Annotated in this window: 21 protein-coding genes; 3 read left to right on the forward strand and 18 right to left on the reverse strand. The window is 39.5% G+C overall.

The genetic code is table 11. The features are described from left to right. Window positions 1-50 precede the first annotated feature (50 nt). Complete coding sequence (locus tag AC0VXV_RS12755) at window positions 51-224, forward strand: YqzM family protein (protein WP_079527924.1); 174 nt, start codon at window positions 51-53, stop codon at window positions 222-224. 51 nt (window positions 225-275) lie between these two features. On the opposite strand, the gene AC0VXV_RS12760 is transcribed toward AC0VXV_RS12755, so the two are convergent. From AC0VXV_RS12760 to AC0VXV_RS12815, 12 genes are all read right to left on the reverse strand, one after another. Continuing rightward, window positions 276-2,594 (reverse strand): DNA internalization-related competence protein ComEC/Rec2, encoded by a 2,319-nt coding sequence (locus AC0VXV_RS12760; protein ID WP_475528549.1) that lies wholly within the window; start codon window positions 2,592-2,594, stop codon window positions 276-278. After that, complete coding sequence (locus tag AC0VXV_RS12765; RefSeq protein WP_475528550.1) at window positions 2,563-3,138, reverse strand: ComE operon protein 2; 576 nt, start codon at window positions 3,136-3,138, stop codon at window positions 2,563-2,565. Before AC0VXV_RS12765 ends, AC0VXV_RS12760 begins: the two co-directional genes overlap by 32 nt. An 85-nt stretch (window positions 3,139-3,223) precedes the next feature. Then, window positions 3,224-3,868, reverse strand: a complete 645-nt coding sequence (locus AC0VXV_RS12770; RefSeq protein ID WP_475528551.1) for a helix-hairpin-helix domain-containing protein — start codon at window positions 3,866-3,868, stop codon at window positions 3,224-3,226. Window positions 3,869-3,992: 124 nt separating this feature from the next. Continuing rightward, the gene (locus tag AC0VXV_RS12775; RefSeq protein WP_475528552.1) at window positions 3,993-4,730 is read right to left on the reverse strand and encodes a class I SAM-dependent DNA methyltransferase; all 738 of its coding nucleotides are present in this window, start codon (window positions 4,728-4,730) and stop codon (window positions 3,993-3,995) included. Continuing rightward, entirely contained in the window at window positions 4,723-5,076 is a 354-nt protein-coding gene (rsfS, locus tag AC0VXV_RS12780; RefSeq protein WP_475528553.1) for a ribosome silencing factor, read from the reverse strand. The genes AC0VXV_RS12775 and rsfS overlap by 8 nt, the downstream gene beginning before the upstream one ends. Window positions 5,077-5,082: 6 nt before the next feature. Beyond that, window positions 5,083-5,643, reverse strand: a complete 561-nt coding sequence (gene yqeK, locus AC0VXV_RS12785; protein ID WP_475528554.1) for a bis(5'-nucleosyl)-tetraphosphatase (symmetrical) YqeK — start codon at window positions 5,641-5,643, stop codon at window positions 5,083-5,085. Continuing rightward, window positions 5,612-6,205: a nicotinate-nucleotide adenylyltransferase gene (locus tag AC0VXV_RS12790; protein ID WP_475528555.1), complete on the reverse strand. Its 594-nt coding sequence runs from the start codon at window positions 6,203-6,205 to the stop codon at window positions 5,612-5,614. The genes yqeK and AC0VXV_RS12790 overlap by 32 nt, the downstream gene beginning before the upstream one ends. A gap of 11 nt (window positions 6,206-6,216) precedes the next feature. Further along, window positions 6,217-6,522, reverse strand: a complete 306-nt coding sequence (gene yhbY, locus AC0VXV_RS12795; RefSeq protein WP_475528556.1) for a ribosome assembly RNA-binding protein YhbY — start codon at window positions 6,520-6,522, stop codon at window positions 6,217-6,219. Beyond that, a complete protein-coding gene (gene aroE / locus AC0VXV_RS12800) occupies window positions 6,509-7,351 on the reverse strand; it encodes a shikimate dehydrogenase (protein ID WP_475528557.1) in 843 nt (280 codons plus the stop codon). Before aroE ends, yhbY begins: the two co-directional genes overlap by 14 nt. 149 nt (window positions 7,352-7,500) lie before the next feature. Then, window positions 7,501-8,604 carry a ribosome biogenesis GTPase YqeH gene (gene yqeH / locus AC0VXV_RS12805; protein WP_475528559.1) on the reverse strand — a complete coding sequence of 368 codons (1,104 nt, stop codon included), beginning with the start codon at window positions 8,602-8,604 and terminating at the stop codon, window positions 7,501-7,503. Between the two features lie 57 nt (window positions 8,605-8,661). Then, window positions 8,662-9,177, reverse strand: a complete 516-nt coding sequence (locus AC0VXV_RS12810; protein WP_008407628.1) for a YqeG family HAD IIIA-type phosphatase — start codon at window positions 9,175-9,177, stop codon at window positions 8,662-8,664. A 34-nt stretch (window positions 9,178-9,211) separates the two neighbouring features. Continuing rightward, on the reverse strand, window positions 9,212-9,994 hold the full coding sequence (locus AC0VXV_RS12815) for a phosphatidylserine decarboxylase (protein WP_475528561.1): 783 nt from the start codon (window positions 9,992-9,994) through the stop codon (window positions 9,212-9,214). Window positions 9,995-10,305: 311 nt separating this feature from the next. Between AC0VXV_RS12815 and pssA the strand changes: the two genes are divergently transcribed. Then, window positions 10,306-10,845 (forward strand): CDP-diacylglycerol--serine O-phosphatidyltransferase, encoded by a 540-nt coding sequence (gene pssA / locus AC0VXV_RS12820; protein WP_079527946.1) that lies wholly within the window; start codon window positions 10,306-10,308, stop codon window positions 10,843-10,845. 85 nt (window positions 10,846-10,930) lie between these two features. Beyond that, entirely contained in the window at window positions 10,931-11,632 is a 702-nt protein-coding gene (gene sigK, locus AC0VXV_RS12825) for an RNA polymerase sporulation sigma factor SigK (RefSeq protein ID WP_079527948.1), read from the forward strand. A 91-nt stretch (window positions 11,633-11,723) separates the two neighbouring features. On the opposite strand, the gene mtnN is transcribed toward sigK, so the two are convergent. From mtnN to AC0VXV_RS12855, 6 genes are all read right to left on the reverse strand, one after another. Continuing rightward, window positions 11,724-12,416: a 5'-methylthioadenosine/S-adenosylhomocysteine nucleosidase gene (gene mtnN, locus AC0VXV_RS12830; protein ID WP_475528562.1), complete on the reverse strand. Its 693-nt coding sequence runs from the start codon at window positions 12,414-12,416 to the stop codon at window positions 11,724-11,726. A gap of 39 nt (window positions 12,417-12,455) precedes the next feature. Then, the gene (locus tag AC0VXV_RS12835; RefSeq protein ID WP_475528563.1) at window positions 12,456-13,139 is read right to left on the reverse strand and encodes a YrrS family protein; all 684 of its coding nucleotides are present in this window, start codon (window positions 13,137-13,139) and stop codon (window positions 12,456-12,458) included. A 134-nt stretch (window positions 13,140-13,273) separates the two neighbouring features. Continuing rightward, window positions 13,274-13,759: a transcription elongation factor GreA gene (gene greA / locus AC0VXV_RS12840; RefSeq protein ID WP_475528564.1), complete on the reverse strand. Its 486-nt coding sequence runs from the start codon at window positions 13,757-13,759 to the stop codon at window positions 13,274-13,276. 268 nt (window positions 13,760-14,027) lie between these two features. Then, the gene (udk, locus tag AC0VXV_RS12845; RefSeq protein ID WP_079527956.1) at window positions 14,028-14,663 is read right to left on the reverse strand and encodes a uridine kinase; all 636 of its coding nucleotides are present in this window, start codon (window positions 14,661-14,663) and stop codon (window positions 14,028-14,030) included. Then, complete coding sequence (locus AC0VXV_RS12850) at window positions 14,664-15,941, reverse strand: peptidase U32 family protein (RefSeq protein ID WP_475528566.1); 1,278 nt, start codon at window positions 15,939-15,941, stop codon at window positions 14,664-14,666. 19 nt (window positions 15,942-15,960) lie between these two features. Continuing rightward, window positions 15,961-16,893, reverse strand: a complete 933-nt coding sequence (locus AC0VXV_RS12855) for a peptidase U32 family protein (protein ID WP_475528567.1) — start codon at window positions 16,891-16,893, stop codon at window positions 15,961-15,963. Window positions 16,894-16,895 lie beyond the last annotated feature (2 nt).

Genomic DNA, 16,895 nt, shown 5'->3' on the forward strand with positions numbered 1-16,895 from the left:
CATTTCTAGTTAGAATATTCTATAATTATTGAAGATTAGGAGGGATACTTATGGCAGGACATCAAGATCCAAACTATGTAGCTGAAAACCCGTTTGAAGGTCGTGGCCGAGCGATGAAAAGCAATGACTTCCCAGATGCCGGTTACGGTTTCGCCATCGGTGGCGGATTCTTCATCGTATTGTTTATTATTGCAACAATCGTAGAAGCAGCTACACGTCTGTAATTCCTTTAAAGTGGGATGGTTTCTTGTTAAAAGGAGAAACCATCCCATTTTTTATTTCATAAAAAGAGAATTGGATTTTTCAATGTACATTTGATTTTGAGAGAAAGAAACTTCTATCGTACCTTCTAATCCCGTTGTCGAGTATGGGATTTTTTTCGTCTCAAACCGATTCACAACATCAATATGCGGGTGATTATAGCGGTTATTTTCACCTGCCATAAACACGACAAATATAGGATTTGTTACTGTTATAAATTCTTCGATGCTTGATGTTTTACTTCCATGGTGCCCCGCCTTCAATAGATCGATATTACGTAATTTCTCGTTGTAAAGCCGAATCAGCTCCCTCTCGCCTTCCTGCTCCAAATCCCCTGTAAACAATGCCCGAAATGCCCCATGCTTTACGAATAGAACGAGCGAATCATTATTTCCTTCATATTCGATTTCCAATGGCCATAAATATTCAAAAGCTGTTTCTCCGATTTGCCACTTGTGACCGGCCATTTTCTCTATCAGTTTTGTATTTGTTTTCTCTAGCTCATGTAAAAAATCGTTCATAACCGGCTTGGTGATCGAACCTGGTGTCACATGAGCCTCTTTTACAATCACTTCCCGCAACACCTCTTCAGCCCCCTCTACATGATCGGCATCCGCATGTGACAGCATAAATGTATCGATTGTTTGGATTCCTCGACCTTTCAAATAAGGAACAACAACTTGACGACCAACTTCATAGGGAGTTTTGCGCTCTTTCCATGTTTCCTGTTCAAACCGTAATAAACCCCCTGCATCAATGACAATGACGGATCTTCTGTGAGGCAATTCAATGACGATGCAGTCCCCTTGGCCGACGTTGACAAAGGCAATTTTCAGATCACTGTACAAAAATGGCTGTACATGAAATAAAAAGGCAGGCAGTACTAAAGCAAAGATGACTTTCTTTAACGGTGCTTGCTGGTCAAGCAAATAAATAGTTAAAAAAACAGAAATGTATAAAATGACAAACCACATAATCGAAGGTTTTCCCGGGTTCCACATTTGAACAATCGGCTGCTGAATGAAGAGAATGAAATTTGTCAGCGCTGTACGCAGCGGCTCATATATAAAAAAGAGAATGGAGTCAAACGGGAATGGCAAAAAAGTCAGTACAAGGACAAATAGATTGGCTGGTAAAATAATATAGGAAAAAAGAGGAACGAAGAAAATATTGGCGATAAAAGAGGAAAGGCTGATTTCGTAAAAGTGAAACAGTAATAAAGGATAAACGAGGATTTGGCAAACGAACGTAATGTAAAAGGATTGTACCCAAAAGTTTGAGTAGCGGGCTATAATGCGGCTGGAATAAACTAAGCTGTAAGTGGCCAAATAGGATAGCTGAAAGCCGACTTGAAAAACTGCACCAGGCTCTAATAATACAAACACAATAAAGCTGAGTGACAATGCATCATCCATCGGTATTTTCCAACGAACATACTGCGCAAGCAATACGAATTCCACGACACTAACCGCACGCCAAATAGACGGTGCCCCTCCTGCTAAAATTGCATATAATGGCAATAAAATAAGCAATAATACTGAAGCGACTTCTCTACGTATTCTCAAGCGAAGCAATAACTGAAAAAACAGGAATGAGACAAGTGCGACATGCAAACCCGAAATCGCGAATAAATGGGTAATCCCAAGCTTTTGATATGCACGGTTTAATTGTTCGTCGACATTTTCCTGGAAACCGATTAATAGAGCTTGTGCCTCTGCTGCAAGAGATGGCGGGAAGGTTTCTTCAATATGTTTTTTTAACTGAAAGCGCTGTTCATAAATTGGTTGCATGAAATTTTTATTTTGTCCAAAATATTGGAGCTGTTGAATTTCGATAATCCCTCTTGCATTTTTACTTTGCAAATAGCGGGCCATAGAAAAGCCATAGCGGTGTGCGGGGAAAGATGGGGATACTTGCTCCCCGGTTACAATAAAATTTGTACCAGCAAGCTGCTGTGCCTCGAAGCGTTGTTTTTCCTTTTCGGTTTTCAATTCATAGGTGACATATACTTTGTTACCGGATTCATCAAGCATGAATCCTCTTAGCATTACACCATTTATATTGTACTCGTCAGTCCATGTTAACAATGCCGGTAGTTTAACCGGAAGTGAAAGCTTATTAACTTCATAGGAAAAATAGCTGTAACTTCCAATGCCAACTATTAAAATAAAAAACAGATGAATGTTTGCCAATCGCTTATAATGACTAAACACCAACAATAACGCAAGCAGGAAAAGAAGCCTTCCCGATTCAAATGCAGCAAGTGCACTGATACAAACCGACAAGGCGTAAAATATCCAGTTATGCTTGAACAAGTTTACCAAATAAAGCATGCATCTTCTCCTCTAATGGGAGCAACTGATCACGGCTTGCACCTAACTCACGAAGCTTTTCGAGCATTTCAGCGGTTAATGCGAACTTTTCATCTTGTAGAAAGTCGATTTTTGCTTCATCAAATGGAATATGTGCAACATGGACATCTGCTTTTTTGAACAGTTCCATTGCGTATATATTATTTTTATAATCTTTTGCATAGTACACATTTTTGATGCCGGCTTGAATGATTGTCTTTGTGCATGGCAGGCATGGGAAATGCGTAACATATAGATCCGCTCCATTTGATGGCGTACCATATTTTGCACATTGCAGTAATGCATTCGTTTCGGCATGTACTGTGCGGACACAATGGTTGTCCACAACGTAGCACCCTTCCTCGATACAGTGTTCGTCACCTGAAATCGATCCATTATATCCGCCGGCAATGATGCGCTTTTCCCGTACAATTGTCGCTCCTACTGCAAGACGGCTGCACGTGCTTCTTAATGCGAGTAAATGACTTTGCGCCATAAAAAATTGATCCCAAGTAATTCGCTCCATATGATAACCCCCAAATGTTTTGTCATCTATCAGTTTATACGTAGTTCCTGACATTCGCAATGTAAGTTCGGTCAGAAATTTCACTTTATTTTACGTCGATTAAGTCCTTTAACTGCTCAAATGTTTTGTCCCCGATTCCCGTCACCTTTTTCAAATCCTCAATGACTTGAAAATTCCCATGTTCGGACCGATGCTGAATTATTGCCCCAGCTTTGGATGGACCAATTCCCGGGAGCTGGGTTAACTCCACTTCCATCGCTTTATTTATATTAATCTTCCCGGTCGTACTTCCACTGCCGGAGCCGGTTGCCGGACCTGCCTGTATTATCTGTTCCATTACCTCTGCAGGCTCTTCGCCCGTTTTAGGTATATAAATTACCATTTCATCCTGAAGCTTTTGGGCATGGTTAATGAGCACCGGATTTGCATCGTCTGTGTAACCTCCTGCCGCTTCAACGGCATCGACAATCCGTTGTTCTACGGATAATGTATAAACACCCGGATATTTTACCGCTCCTTTTACATCAACCATTATTGGCTTTTGTTCAGTTTCAATTTCCGTGTCCGGATTTGCGGAAGGTTCTTCAATAGCTGGAATTGTCATTTGGTCTATTGTTTCTATCGTAGCACTGTTCGAGGAATCGAGGAATAATAAGTAGATTAATACCGCAGCAACGATACCGCCCAGAATGGCGAGTTGCTTTTTATACTTCTCCAGAAATGGCTGCAAAATAAAAAACACCCTTTCATAAAGAAGGTTTTATATATGGAGCTTACATCCACTATACAAATTCCGCTTCTTTATGAAAAGGTATTTCCATCAAAACTGCTGAAACTTACTTTTTCAGCTATTTTTATTTAACCGCCCGAATAAAAATTCGTTCGCTTTCATCAGTCGGTTGTGTTGTCGACCAGTCTGCCGTCACTTCAACATGAGAAAAGCCGATTCCTTTCAGCCATTTCGCATATTGCTCATACTCAAATGTGCGCTGATAATGTTCTTCATCAAAACGTTCATACAGGCCGCTTTCTGTTAGTACAAAAAACGTCATTTGATGGTACACTGAATGGGGTTCTTCACCCGGCTCTGTATGCCAAACATATGAAATTTCGCCGTCATCAAATGTAAATGGACCATCCAGAAAAATATAGTCCATTTTATATAACGAATGTACATCAAAGAATAGTTGTCCGCCTTCACGAAGACTGTCAAATATCCGTTTCAATGTTTCCTCGACATTTTGCTGCTCTTTTACATAATTGATCGAGTCAATTGGAATGATAGCAACATCCAACTCGCTGAAACCATCCAGTTCGTCCATTGACATAGCATATAGAGGCATTGAAATTTTTTCATCCTCCATACGGGCACTTGCAATGGCAAGCATGTCTTCCGATAAATCAATGCCAGATACAGCGTAACCCGCTTTATGCAGCATTAATGCAAGCGTTCCTGTACCACAGCCAATATCGAGCAGATTTTTAAAGTTCTGTGCAGGTGCATAAGACTGAATCCATTCCACATATTCCGTATACGGGATATCTGTCATCAATTCATCATAAACTTCCGCAAAACGCTCATAACTATTCATTGTCCATTTGTGGCGTGTCTAATTGTGGTGCATCTCCCCATAGACGCTCTAGGTTGTAATAGGCACGCTCATCTTTATGGAAAATATGTGCAACAACATCACCCATATCGACTAAAATCCAGCGTGCAGTATCAAAGCCTTCAAACTTACGTACTGTGTAGCCTGCTTCTTCTGCTTTTTCTTTAATTTCACGTGCAATTGCCTGTACTTGGCGCTCTGAGCTACCTTCTGCAATGATGAAGTAATCTGCTAAAAGTGAAATTCCCTGCATATTTAATGCAACGATATCTTCTCCTCGCTTGTCATCGATTGCTTTGTACGTAATATTTAATAACGTTTCATTCATGTATGTTTATTCCTCTCTTATTAAGCTGTTGTAGCATTCAATTGAAACAGGGTAAATTGCTTGCTGAGACAAAACTAAAAAACTGAGCGTATGTGCCACACATGCCCGGAATGCATCTTCTAAACTGATGTCTGCCATTGCTCTTAGTTCCTCAACACCCTGAAACTTACGATTTGGTTCAATCATATCTGCTACATAAATAATTTTCTCAAAAGTTGTCATATTCGCACGTCCGGTAGTATGGTAACGAATTGCATTTAAAATGGCTTCATCATTAATTTGGAATTCCGTCTCGACAATCCAGGCACCGACCGGACCATGCAATATTTCTGCATTCCAGTCAAGCAGACGCGCCTCCAACTGCTGTTCAATCACGACTTGCTTCATCCAGTCAACATCCGCATATTTAGCGATATCATGGAAAATAGCCGCAATCTCTGCTTTTTGTGGATTTTCGCCGTATTGATGAGCTAAACGGATTGCTGTTTCCATTACACCAATCGTATGAATATACCTTTTTTCAGGCATTCGATCTTTAATCGCTGCCAGCATCGTTTGACGATCCATACAAACCTTCCTTTCGAATATACTGTTCAACAGCAGCAGGCAATAAAAACTGTAAAGGTGCCTCTGTTTGCTGCAATCGGTTTCGAATATATGTTGAAGAAAGGTCAATTTGCGGAGCTTCCACCATACACACGTCGTAGGAAGATTTTGCTTCACTGCCCGGGCGCTTCACTCCAACAAATGTGACAAGTTCCATTAATTCATCGATACGGTGCCATGTATGCAAAGAATCGATCATGTCCCCGCCGATAATAAAATAAAACTGTGTTTGTGGTTCACGTTCACACAATGCTTTCATTGTATCGAATGTATAGGATACCCCTCCGCGCTCCAGTTCATATGTTTCCACATGAAAATACGGAATGTTCTGGATCGCCAGCTCAACCATCTGCAAACGCTGCGCATTTGTAGCCGAGCGGGACAAATCCTTATGCGGCGGTTTTGCATTCGGCATAAAGCGTACTTCCGTCAAATCAAGCGCTGCATACACTTCATTGGCCATCATTAAATGTCCAATATGCGGTGGATTAAAAGTTCCGCCAAAAAGACCGACTTTCTTCATTACACTTCACCTTATTTCATAGCTACTTTTGGTAATACGATTTTTTTGTTGTTGCGTGATTCTTTATATAAAACAACTGTCAACCCGATCAGTTGAACAAGCTCGGCGCGTGTACCGGCAGCCAGTTCTTCCGCCACGACATTTTTGTCTTCTTCACAGTTGTCTAAAATGCGTACTTTAATAAGTTCGCGCGCTTCCAATACATCGCGTAATTGTGCAATCATTGCATCATTTACGCCACCTTTCCCAACTTGGAAAATTGGATCTAAGTGATGTGCCTCAGCACGTAAAAAACGTTTTTGTTTACCTGTTAACATAATTTCCTCCTAATTGCGCCGTTAAACGGGCAATCATTGCATTTGTATTTGGATAATGACCTAACCAGTGTTCGTAAGCAATCGCACCTTGATGCACGAACATGCCTAACCCATTGACAATTGTCGCCCCTTTTTGCTCAGCCGCTTGCAAAAATGGCGTCATTAATGGATTATACACAATATCTGCAGCAATTGCGCCTGCCGGGAACTTTTCAAGCGAAAATGGTAATGCAAAATCGCCCGTAGTCATTCCTGCTGGTGTTGTTTGAATAAAAATTTCATAATTAGCCAGGCTTTGTTCTGCTTCTTGCATTGAAACAGCTTGGCCAGCATGTAATTCATCAATAATTTGCTGTGCTTTTTCAACAGTACGGTTGGCAATTGTTATATTCGTATAATCTGTCAGTTGAAGGGCAAATGCAATACCGCGGGCTGCGCCACCTGCTCCGATCAGTAAAACCGGTGCATTACGTTTCGTAGTACCGATCACATGCTCAAGTGATTTCACAAAACCCGGACCGTCCGTATTATAGCCCTTTAATTTACCTTCTGCAGTGCGCACGACCGTATTGACCGCACCCATTTTTTCGGCAAGCTCGTCAAGCTCATCCAGGAACGGAATAATCGCTTGTTTATGTGGAATCGTTACATTCCAGCCGCTTGTCCCTAACAGTTTAAATGATGCAACAGCTTGTTGTAGATGTTCTGGCTTCACGTGTATCGGGATATACGTTGCATCCACATTCGCTTCTTCATACCATGCATTATGCATTTCCGGAGATTTTGACTGTGCAATCGGATCCCCAATAACCGCAAACCACTTTTTCATCGACAATTCCCTCTTTCCTACTACCGTTCATTCACTGTAAAATAATTGAATTGATGAAAAGAAGGCGAATTTGCCCGCCTCCCTTCATTCCAATCAACTAACTTCAGATGATAAAAATTTTATCCGACTTAGGTGGAGAAACCGTTCTTTTAAATCAGTGATGGACGAATGAATACTTCTACGCCTTTTGGTGCGTGTGCTGCTACGACAACATTGGCATGCTGTACTGTAATCCAGCCTAATCCTGAAATAACTACATCAGTTTTCGGTTCTTTGATCGAAAACTCGTGACGTACTAATGGCGGTAATTGATCAATATGTTTAGACGTTGGAGGTGCCAGTAACTCACCTTTATGTTCTTCATATAATTGATCCGCACGTTCCAGCTTCGTACGGTGGATCGGTAAATCATTCGCAACATGTACAGTAAATGCCGAACGCTCGCCTTGAATAAAATCAAAACGGGTAAGAGCACCGATAAATAGTGTTTGTCCAGGATTTTGCTGATACACTTTTGGTTTAATTTCTTTTTTCGGCATAATATATTTTAATTCACTCGAATCGATATGGTGTGCCATTTGGTGGTGATTGATAATACCAGGTGTATCATATAAAGATGATCCGTCATCAAGCGGAATGCCAATCATATCAAGCGTAGTTCCTGGGAAATGAGAAGTTGTAATAATTTCTCCCTCACCTGTAGCTTGCTTAATAATACGGTTAATAAACGTCGATTTGCCGACATTTGTACAACCTACAACATATACATCTTTGCCGTTACGGTATTCTTCAATCGCTTCAACGACTTCCTGCATGCCCATTCCTTTATGTGCCGAAACAAGCTTCACATCAACCGGCTTTAATCCAAGTGCTTTCGCTTCACGTTTTAACCAGTTGATTACTTTCTTTTCTTTTACCGATTTTGGTAAAAGGTCTGCTTTATTTGCTACTAAAAGAACCGGATTATTTCCAACGAATCGGTGTAAACCTGGTAGCCAGCTGCCATTGAAATCGAAAATATCCACGATTTTCACGATCAGACCTTGCTGTTGACCAAGACCGTTTAAAATACGTAAAAAATCATCATCCGTTAAGCTAACAGGTTGGATTTCATTATAGTTTTTTAAACGGAAACAACGTTGACAAATAATCATTTCCTTTTCCAGCGAGGATGCAGGTGCATACCCTAATCCATTTTTATCTTCAGTTTGAATCACTGTTCCACAGCCAATACATTGTGGCATTTCATTCATTCACAATTTCCTCCTAACTACTATTGCACCTTCATGCAAAAAAACTTGGGTCGCTTTTTAGTCTTCCCAAGGATACTTTCCTTTTCGCTTTAGATCGTTATATACACGACGTTCGACGAATCGGTTAAATTTTGTAACGAGTCCATCAGAGTCAGCAACAGGACGTACTAAAAACGTGTAAAGTTTTTGACGTTTTGCACCCATCACATCTGTTAATAGCTGATCTCCCAGCATCGCAACTTCATGGCGACGTAGACGCAGCTGAACAAGGGCCGCATAATATGCTGCACCTAATGGTTTTTTGGCACGGAAAATAAACGGTATGCCATGCGGTTCTGCAAACTGGCGCACCCGTGCTTCATGATTGTTTGAGGCGATGATAATTTTTATGCCTGCTTCACGCATCATTTCAAACCATTGTACAAGCTCTTCCGTTGCGTCAGCGCGGTCCCATTCAACAAGCGTATTATCTAAATCTGTTATGATCCCTTTAATGCCTAAATCCTTTAATTTTTCCGGTGTAATTTCATATACACTGCGAATAAATTCATCTGGTAATAAAAAGTTGTACAAAGCCGTAACCCCTAACTCAAAATTTATTTATTCATTATACCATAGTAGCAAAGGCTTCTCCCATTTTTATCTTCGCCCCATTTGTAACATTCTCGGTAAATTCAATTGCATTTTGTTCAAATAACATCACTACGGTTGAGCCAAACGCAAAATAGCCGACTTCTTCCCCTTTTTTCCACTGTGTTGACGTATTTGTAAGTTCAATTGAATTCACAAAAGTCGCTCCTACTTTAATGAATGCTGTATAATGTTGTTTTTCATAGTTAATTTCGCTAATCATACGATAATTATGACTGATCGGTTTTTTTCCATATTGTAAACCCATCTGGTTTACTGGATAAGACTTTTGCCCAAGTATGTATTGTCGTTTAACAACACCATCAATAGGGCTATGGATACGGTGATAATCTGCAGGACTTAAGTAAAAAACAATATATTTGCCATTATTATACCTCTTTGCCTGTGTTTCATTTCCCATTAAATCAATTAAAGAATACGGCTTATTTTTCACAGAAAACATTTCCTGATCCTCAATATTGCCGAATGCTTCTATTTTTGCATCAACAGGACTTGCAAATATATTTTTGCGAACATCTACCGGACGCACTTCTTCTTTCAACTGCCGAACAAAAAAATCATGCAGGCTAGTAAATTCTTTTGTAGATTTTGAAACTTCTTGTATGTTAATTCCGTATATTTGACTATAGCTACGAATAAAATTTTTACTTAAGCGTGATTGTGCAATCTGTTGTAAAATTTTCGAAGAGATTTTACCATTTGATAGTTCTATCATATTCCGGTATAATTTTTCCTTCATTCTAGGTCCTCCGTTAAGTATTGAATAAAGTGAAACTTCAATCAGTTGGGTGCTTTCTTCATCCCCACTGATTAGAAGGAACACAAGCTAAAACCGTCACTTCCTGTGACAACGCTTGTGTGACCAACATCATATTGGCCCGAACCAATCGGGCTTTTAAGGGTAGTTTTACTACCCGTTAATGCGGGATAAAAGTAAATTATATAATGACTGGCCAAACAAAGATAGGTTTTAATATGAATTAACTATTACCTTTTTTTAATAGAACAAGTATAATAGAATTTAGCCGATGTGCAAGGGAGTGTTTTCCAATGTTTCTACTTCAAAAAGTTGATTCAACGTTTAAAAAAATAAAAGCAAATGCTGCTAATATTATTACAATTACAAATATGTCGTTTGGTGGAGCTGCAATTATGGCTACACTAAATGAGTATCATAGCTACAGTGTATTATTAATTTTTATCGCTGCTTTTTTAGATCGGTATGATGGAAAAGTTGCCCGTAAATTTAATCAGGAGTCTGAATTGGGAAAACAGCTTGATTCCATGGCGGATATTATTTCTTTCGGTGTAGCACCTGCCCTGTTAATGTATGAAATGGCATTAATGAATGCAGGATTTACCGGTATGATGATGCCAGTATTATTTATTGCTGCTGGTGCGTTGCGTTTAGCTCGATTCAATGTGATGGATTCAACAGGTTATTTCGTAGGGCTGCCGATTACAGCGGCGGGTACATTACTAACTATTTCTTATTTCTTTACAAATATGTTATCCGAAACGTTTTACTTAATTCTTTTCCCGGTATTGGCACTATTGATGGTAAGTACGTTTACATTAAAAAAAGTGTAAGAGCAGAAATATCGCTCTTACACTTTTTTCATTTCTGTGCAAAATTCATCATATACTGTCGAAAAGATGAAAGGATGTTAATTGCTTGAGCGGTTTTGTGACAGCATTGGTTCAACTTTGGCTTGAGCTTCCCGCATTATTAGGCTATTTAAAAGGGCAGACGTTTTATAAACCGTTATCACGCGAGGAAGAAGAAGAAGTCATCAATCGTTTTATTAAGGGGGATGAAAGCGCTCGTGTCGAATTAATCGAGCGAAATATGCGTCTTGTTGCACACGTCGTAAAAAAATTCCACCCTTCACACGATTTGCTTGATGATTATATTTCAATTGGCACGATTGGTCTTATGAAAGCCGTAAGCAGTTTCACACCAGAAAAAAAGACCCGTCTTGCCACATATGCCGCCCGATGTATCGAAAATGAAATTCTGATGCATCTTCGTGCACAAAAAAAAGTGCAAAAAGATGTCTCGTTATTTGAGCCGATTGGTGTCGATAAAGATGGGCAGTCTCTTCAAATCCGTGATTTACTGCAGCTTGACGAACCTTCAACAATTGAAAAAATTGAACGACAGGAGGATTTTGCCCAGCTGTATCGCTATTTGGATACATTAGATCCACGTGAACTCGAAATTATTTCCTACCGCTATGGACTTCAAAACTTCGACCCGCATACCCAAAAAGAAATTGCCAAAAGGCTCAATATTTCACGCAGTTATGTCTCACGCATTGAAAAACGGGCACTTATTAAGCTTTACCAGCAGTTTAAGCATGGAGAGAAAGAATAAGCTATATCAAAAAGGCAGATATATTTCCAGCATTCAATAAAGAAAATGCCCAATCCTTTAATGTGATTGGGCATTTCTACGCTGATTCGAATTATAGTTTTGTAATTGCGTTTAATACGATTTCTGTTGAGTGTTTCGCTGCAACAGGTAAAAACTCATCAAATGACATGCTCGATTCTTGTCCTGCAATGTCTGATAATGCACGAATGACAACAAACGGTGTATTGAATTGATGGCATACTTGCGCTACAGCCGCCGCTTCCATTTCCACGGCTTTCATTGTAGGGAAATCTTTTCGCACTGCATCAACACGCTCAGGGTTGCTCATAAATACATCGCCTGAACAAATAAGACCTACACTGTAATTATGCTCTCCCACTTCTTTAACTGCCTGTTTTGCAACTTCCATTAATTGTTCATCCGATTTATAAGCTGCCGGCATCCCAGCCATTTGACCGATTTCATAGCCAAAAGCAGTGACATCCACATCATGATGACGTACTTCATCCGAAATGACGATATCCCCAACTTTTAATGCTGCATCAAAACCGCCTGCAGATCCTGTATTAATGACCACTTTCGGATTAAACTTTTCCAATAGGATTGTCGTAGACATTGCCGCATTCACTTTACCGATACCGCTTTTTAACAGTACGACTTCTTTGCCTTCATATGTACCTGTTGTGTATTCACTGTTTGCTATTGTTTCTGTTTGCGTATTTTGTAGAGCAACGCGTAATAATTCTACTTCCTGCTCCATTGCACCGATTACTGCTATTGTCATTTATTCATTCCTCCAATTAAACTTGCTAACAATTCTTCTTTATTGTGAACCTTCTAATGTTGTTAAAACTTCAACTTGAACCGGTTTCCAGCCTTCATTGTCAACCCATTCTATGCTTACACGGTATTTTTGCTCTTTGTCCATCGATGTGACAACGGCAATTGCACTTTCCGTACTACCATTATTATTCACACGTAGAACAATACTGTTTTCCTGCTGTAAATCAATGACACTAAAAATTGCTTTTAGTTTTTCTTCGTAATCAATATGCCCTTTTTCATATGTCGACATATGTTCACCTGTTTGTGCCGTCGGATAGGCAGGCCAATTCGGATTTGTAATGACTTCTTTTACTGACGGATCATCGGAAGGACTTACCATGTCACCTGATTCAGATGTTGGCTGTTCGTTTTCAGTTTCATCTGTAACAGTATCTTCCTCTTCTAATTCTTCCGGTACATTTGTTTCTGTTTCATTATCTTCCGATTCTTGTCCAGCGTCATCTTCCGGGACATCAGTTGCTTCTTCTGCCGGCGAATCTTGCTCAGCTTCGTTTTTAGGTTCTGGCTCTTGAGTAATAATAAATATTAATGTTGCCACAATTAACACAGCGACAATAGCGATTAAATAGTTTAATCTTTTATCCGCTTTTTGAAATTTCGTCTGTTTTGATTTTTGTTCAGCATACTGTTGTCGTGTTTGAAATCGTCTTTTACGTTCCATTTCAATTCCTCCTATGCACACTTATTTTAGCATTATAACAGCGGAGGTTGCACGGAAATTGAACATTGGAAACTCTTCCAAAATTATCAACATAAGAAAAGCAGCTAGCAATTTGATGCTAACTGCTTCATAAATTATTTTACTTCTAAAATAATAACTTCCATTTCTCCGCCTGGTGTTGTCAGTTTAACAACATCATCTACATGCTTGCCCATTAAAGCTTTAGCAATCGGAGAGTCATTTGAAATTTTACCTTCCATCGGATCAGCTTCAGCTGAACCAACAATTGTGTAAGATTCTTCAAAGTTTGCACGTTTACCGTTGATCAGTTCATCAAATGTAACTGTCTTACCTAAAGAAATTGTATTTGATGAATCGTCCTCTGTAATAATTACAGCATTACGCAGCATTTGCTCGATCAATGAAATACGACCTTCCACAAATCCTTGCTCTTCTTTTGCTGAATCATACTCAGAGTTCTCAGAAAGGTCACCGAAGCTGCGTGCTACTTTAATACGTTCTACTACTTCCGGACGCTTTACTGTTTTTAATGTGTTTAATTCTTCTTCTAATTTTTGTTTTCCATCAAGTGTCATTGGATATTGTTTTTCGTTTGACATTATTCCCACTCCTTAGTATTAACTTGAAAACGTTTACTTTTGGCGTTTTCTATTTCTATTTCTAAAAAAATACGTACAAATTTAAAAGTTATTTTCACGTATTTTGTTCATAAATAACAGAAAACCCGACTACTAGTTTACGGTATGTGTAAATCCCTTCTTTTAGAAGAAGTTTACACCGTAATACGGGCAGCCGAATTTTATGATTAATTATTTATGTTGTTCTCTCAATTTAAAATGTAATTAATGTAAATACTACATCATCATATTACAAGTTTGATTCAGTTTCAAGAATTGTTTTTATTTTCGTTACCATTAAGTCAATTGCAACGTTATTTTCTCCGCCTTCAGGGATAATTACGTCCGCATATCGCTTAGTCGGTTCGATAAACATATTGTGCATTGGACGCACTGCTGTTAAATACTGATCGATTACCGAATCAGCTGTACGACCACGCTCTTTAATATCACGTTGAATGCGTCGGATAATACGCAAGTCAGAGTCCGTATCTACAAATAATTTAATATCCATTAAATCACGCAGACGCTCGTCCTCCAACACTAAAATTCCTTCGACGATGATTACATCTTTAGGTTCTACATGAATAACTTCATCTGAACGCGTATGCTGTACATAATCATAGACCGGTTTTTCCACTGATTCATAGGCAAGTAAACGATGAATATGCTCGATCAGCAAATCATTGTCAAACGCAAGCGGATGATCATAGTTTGTTTCCAGACGCTGTTCAAACGTCATATGGCTTTGGTCTTTATAATAATAATCCTGTTCGATTACAACTACTGAATGTTCACGAAAAACATCGTATATAGAACGTGTCACGCTCGTTTTACCTGAGCATGAACCACCGGCAATTCCGATTACAACTGGACGGTTTGACATTTAATTATTCTCCTTTCGCATCATATCAAAATGTGATAATGAGCGATCAACTTTAAATTTAACGATTTGTAGTGGGTGGCGGGCAACATCAAGTTCATTGCCTTTTTCATCCCAAAGCTGGCCAACCGTCATTTTGAATGTATCCATATTAGGGCCGAAAAATTCAACCGTATCGCCTGACTTGAAATAGTTGCGTTGTTCCAATGTAACCATTTGTGTTTCGGCATCATAATCCATTACAAAACCAGCAAAATCCCACTTCATTTTATGTGAATGGAAACCAAACATTTGTTGTTTATAACTTGGCTCACCTTCAAAGAATGACGAAGCAGTTGCACGGTTTGCACAGCGCGCCAGTTCTTCCAGCCATTCTTTTTCGAATGTAAAGTTATCCGGGTCTGCACAGTAAGCATCAATTACTTTACGATAAACGGAAATAACCGTTGCAATATAGTGAATCGACTTCATACGGCCTTCCACTTTTAATGAATCAATCCCTAACTCAATCATGTGAGGAATGGATTCGATTAATTTCAAGTCTTTCGGGCTCATTGCAAACGGTGCTTCACCTTCGTTAAACAATGCTACTTCTTCACCGTCGTTATTTTCATATAAATCATAATCCCAACGGCAAGACTGACAGCAGCCGCCACGGTTTGAGTCACGGGCAGTCATATGGTTTGAAAGTGTACAGCGTCCGGAATAAGCGATACACATTGCACCGTGCACGAATGCTTCGATTTCAATGTCTACCTCTTCTTTCATTTTACGCATTTCTTCCCCGCCAACTTCACGTGCTAAAACAACACGTTCCAAACCTTCTTCTTTCCAGTACTTTACCGCTTTCCAGTTGGATAAAGACTGTTGTGTAGAAAGATGGATTTCTAAAGAAGGGGCGCACTTTTTACAAGTTTCAATAATTAACGGGTCTGCAACGATAATCCCTTTTACGCCTGCTCCCTCGATTGCTTGCAAGTATTCTTCCAAACCGTCCATATTTTCGTTATGCGCGAAAATATTTGTTGTTACATATACAACGGCTCCGTATTTGTTGGCAAATTCAACGCCTTTCTTCATTTCTTCAATTGTGAAGTTCCCTGCGTTTGAACGTAAACCAAATTCCTGACCACCGATAAATACAGCGTCAGCACCGTAGTGTACGGCTACTTTTAATTTCTCCAAGCTTCCTGCAGGTGCTAGAAGCTCTGGTTTTTTCGTAATTACTGTTTTTCCGTTAATAGTTTCACGGATCTTTTCATTTTGAATTAACTGTAGCATACTGCGTTCGTTCTCCTTCCTAGTAGACTGTTTCCTTGTAGATGAAGCCAGTATCCAGTGGACGTAACGCTGGCTGAATTGTTTCGATTTGCTCAAATAGCTCGGATTTAATGTCATCGTACGCATCTTCGCCTTGATCAAAATACGTATCAATTGCTTGACGGTAAAGTTTTGTAACCGTCACCATATAATCAAACGTTTGAAGAACACCATCAATTTTGAATGAATCGATACCCGCCTCAAACAATTCATTTAACTCTTCGATAATACACATATCATTCGGAGAGAAAATATGTGTGCCATTCATATCCTCATAGATTGGATATTTATTTTTACGTTCTTTATCGTGAAGGAACATATTTTTGTTTTCTTTACGATTTTCAATTTCCATCGCTTCGTCACGGTACAGGAAATAGTTTCCTAAAAGTGAGCGCTTAGATTGGAACATACAAGTCATACCATGTACTTGTACTTCGATTTCATGCTTTGTATTTTCTTTAATTTCAAGTACTTCATCGACGGAAAGTTCCCGTGCCAATACAGCACGCTTACTTCCGCGTTCACCCCAATAGTTCACTTGGAAGAAGTTTGTTGCAGTCGTTTCGGGGTTCCAATGCAACGGAATTGTTACATTATTTTCACGCACTGCGATAATTACTGCCGGGTCCCCGAATAGTAGTGCGTCTACCCCAATACGCTGCATCTGTACTAAATATTCATCCAATGCATCTAAACGATCGTTGTGGAACAATGCATTGACCGCTACATAAACCTTTTTACCTTCAGCGTGAATCAGCTTTGTTGCTTCTTCCACCTGTGCTACTGTAAAGTCTCCAGCTAAACGTAAGCCAAATTTTTGTTCACCGATCACGAAAGCATCTGCACCTGCCTGAAGTAGTGCTGTAATATGCTCAATGGATTGTGGTGTTACTAATAATTCTGGTTTTTTCACAC

The sequence above is a fragment of the Solibacillus sp. iso_87 genome (genome assembly GCF_056173085.1).

Bases quoted from the DNA above. Each gene is read 5' to 3' on its own strand.
- AC0VXV_RS12755 (WP_079527924.1), top strand. From the start codon at position 51: ATGGCAGGACATCAAGATCCAAACTATGTAGCTGAAAACCCGTTTGAA.
- AC0VXV_RS12760 (WP_475528549.1), bottom strand. From the start codon at position 2,594: ATGCTTTATTTGGTAAACTTGTTCAAGCATAACTGGATATTTTACGCC.
- AC0VXV_RS12765 (WP_475528550.1), bottom strand. From the start codon at position 3,138: ATGGAGCGAATTACTTGGGATCAATTTTTTATGGCGCAAAGTCATTTA.
- AC0VXV_RS12775 (WP_475528552.1), bottom strand. From the start codon at position 4,730: ATGAATAGTTATGAGCGTTTTGCGGAAGTTTATGATGAATTGATGACA.
- rsfS (WP_475528553.1), bottom strand. From the start codon at position 5,076: ATGAATGAAACGTTATTAAATATTACGTACAAAGCAATCGATGACAAG.
- yqeK (WP_475528554.1), bottom strand. From the start codon at position 5,643: ATGGATCGTCAAACGATGCTGGCAGCGATTAAAGATCGAATGCCTGAA.
- AC0VXV_RS12790 (WP_475528555.1), bottom strand. From the start codon at position 6,205: ATGAAGAAAGTCGGTCTTTTTGGCGGAACTTTTAATCCACCGCATATT.
- yhbY (WP_475528556.1), bottom strand. From the start codon at position 6,522: ATGTTAACAGGTAAACAAAAACGTTTTTTACGTGCTGAGGCACATCAC.
- aroE (WP_475528557.1), bottom strand. From the start codon at position 7,351: ATGAAAAAGTGGTTTGCGGTTATTGGGGATCCGATTGCACAGTCAAAA.
- yqeH (WP_475528559.1), bottom strand. From the start codon at position 8,604: ATGAATGAAATGCCACAATGTATTGGCTGTGGAACAGTGATTCAAACT.
- AC0VXV_RS12815 (WP_475528561.1), bottom strand. From the start codon at position 9,994: ATGAAGGAAAAATTATACCGGAATATGATAGAACTATCAAATGGTAAA.
- pssA (WP_079527946.1), top strand. From the start codon at position 10,306: ATGTTTCTACTTCAAAAAGTTGATTCAACGTTTAAAAAAATAAAAGCA.
- mtnN (WP_475528562.1), bottom strand. From the start codon at position 12,416: ATGACAATAGCAGTAATCGGTGCAATGGAGCAGGAAGTAGAATTATTA.
- AC0VXV_RS12835 (WP_475528563.1), bottom strand. From the start codon at position 13,139: ATGGAACGTAAAAGACGATTTCAAACACGACAACAGTATGCTGAACAA.
- greA (WP_475528564.1), bottom strand. From the start codon at position 13,759: ATGTCAAACGAAAAACAATATCCAATGACACTTGATGGAAAACAAAAA.
- udk (WP_079527956.1), bottom strand. From the start codon at position 14,663: ATGTCAAACCGTCCAGTTGTAATCGGAATTGCCGGTGGTTCATGCTCA.
- AC0VXV_RS12850 (WP_475528566.1), bottom strand. From the start codon at position 15,941: ATGCTACAGTTAATTCAAAATGAAAAGATCCGTGAAACTATTAACGGA.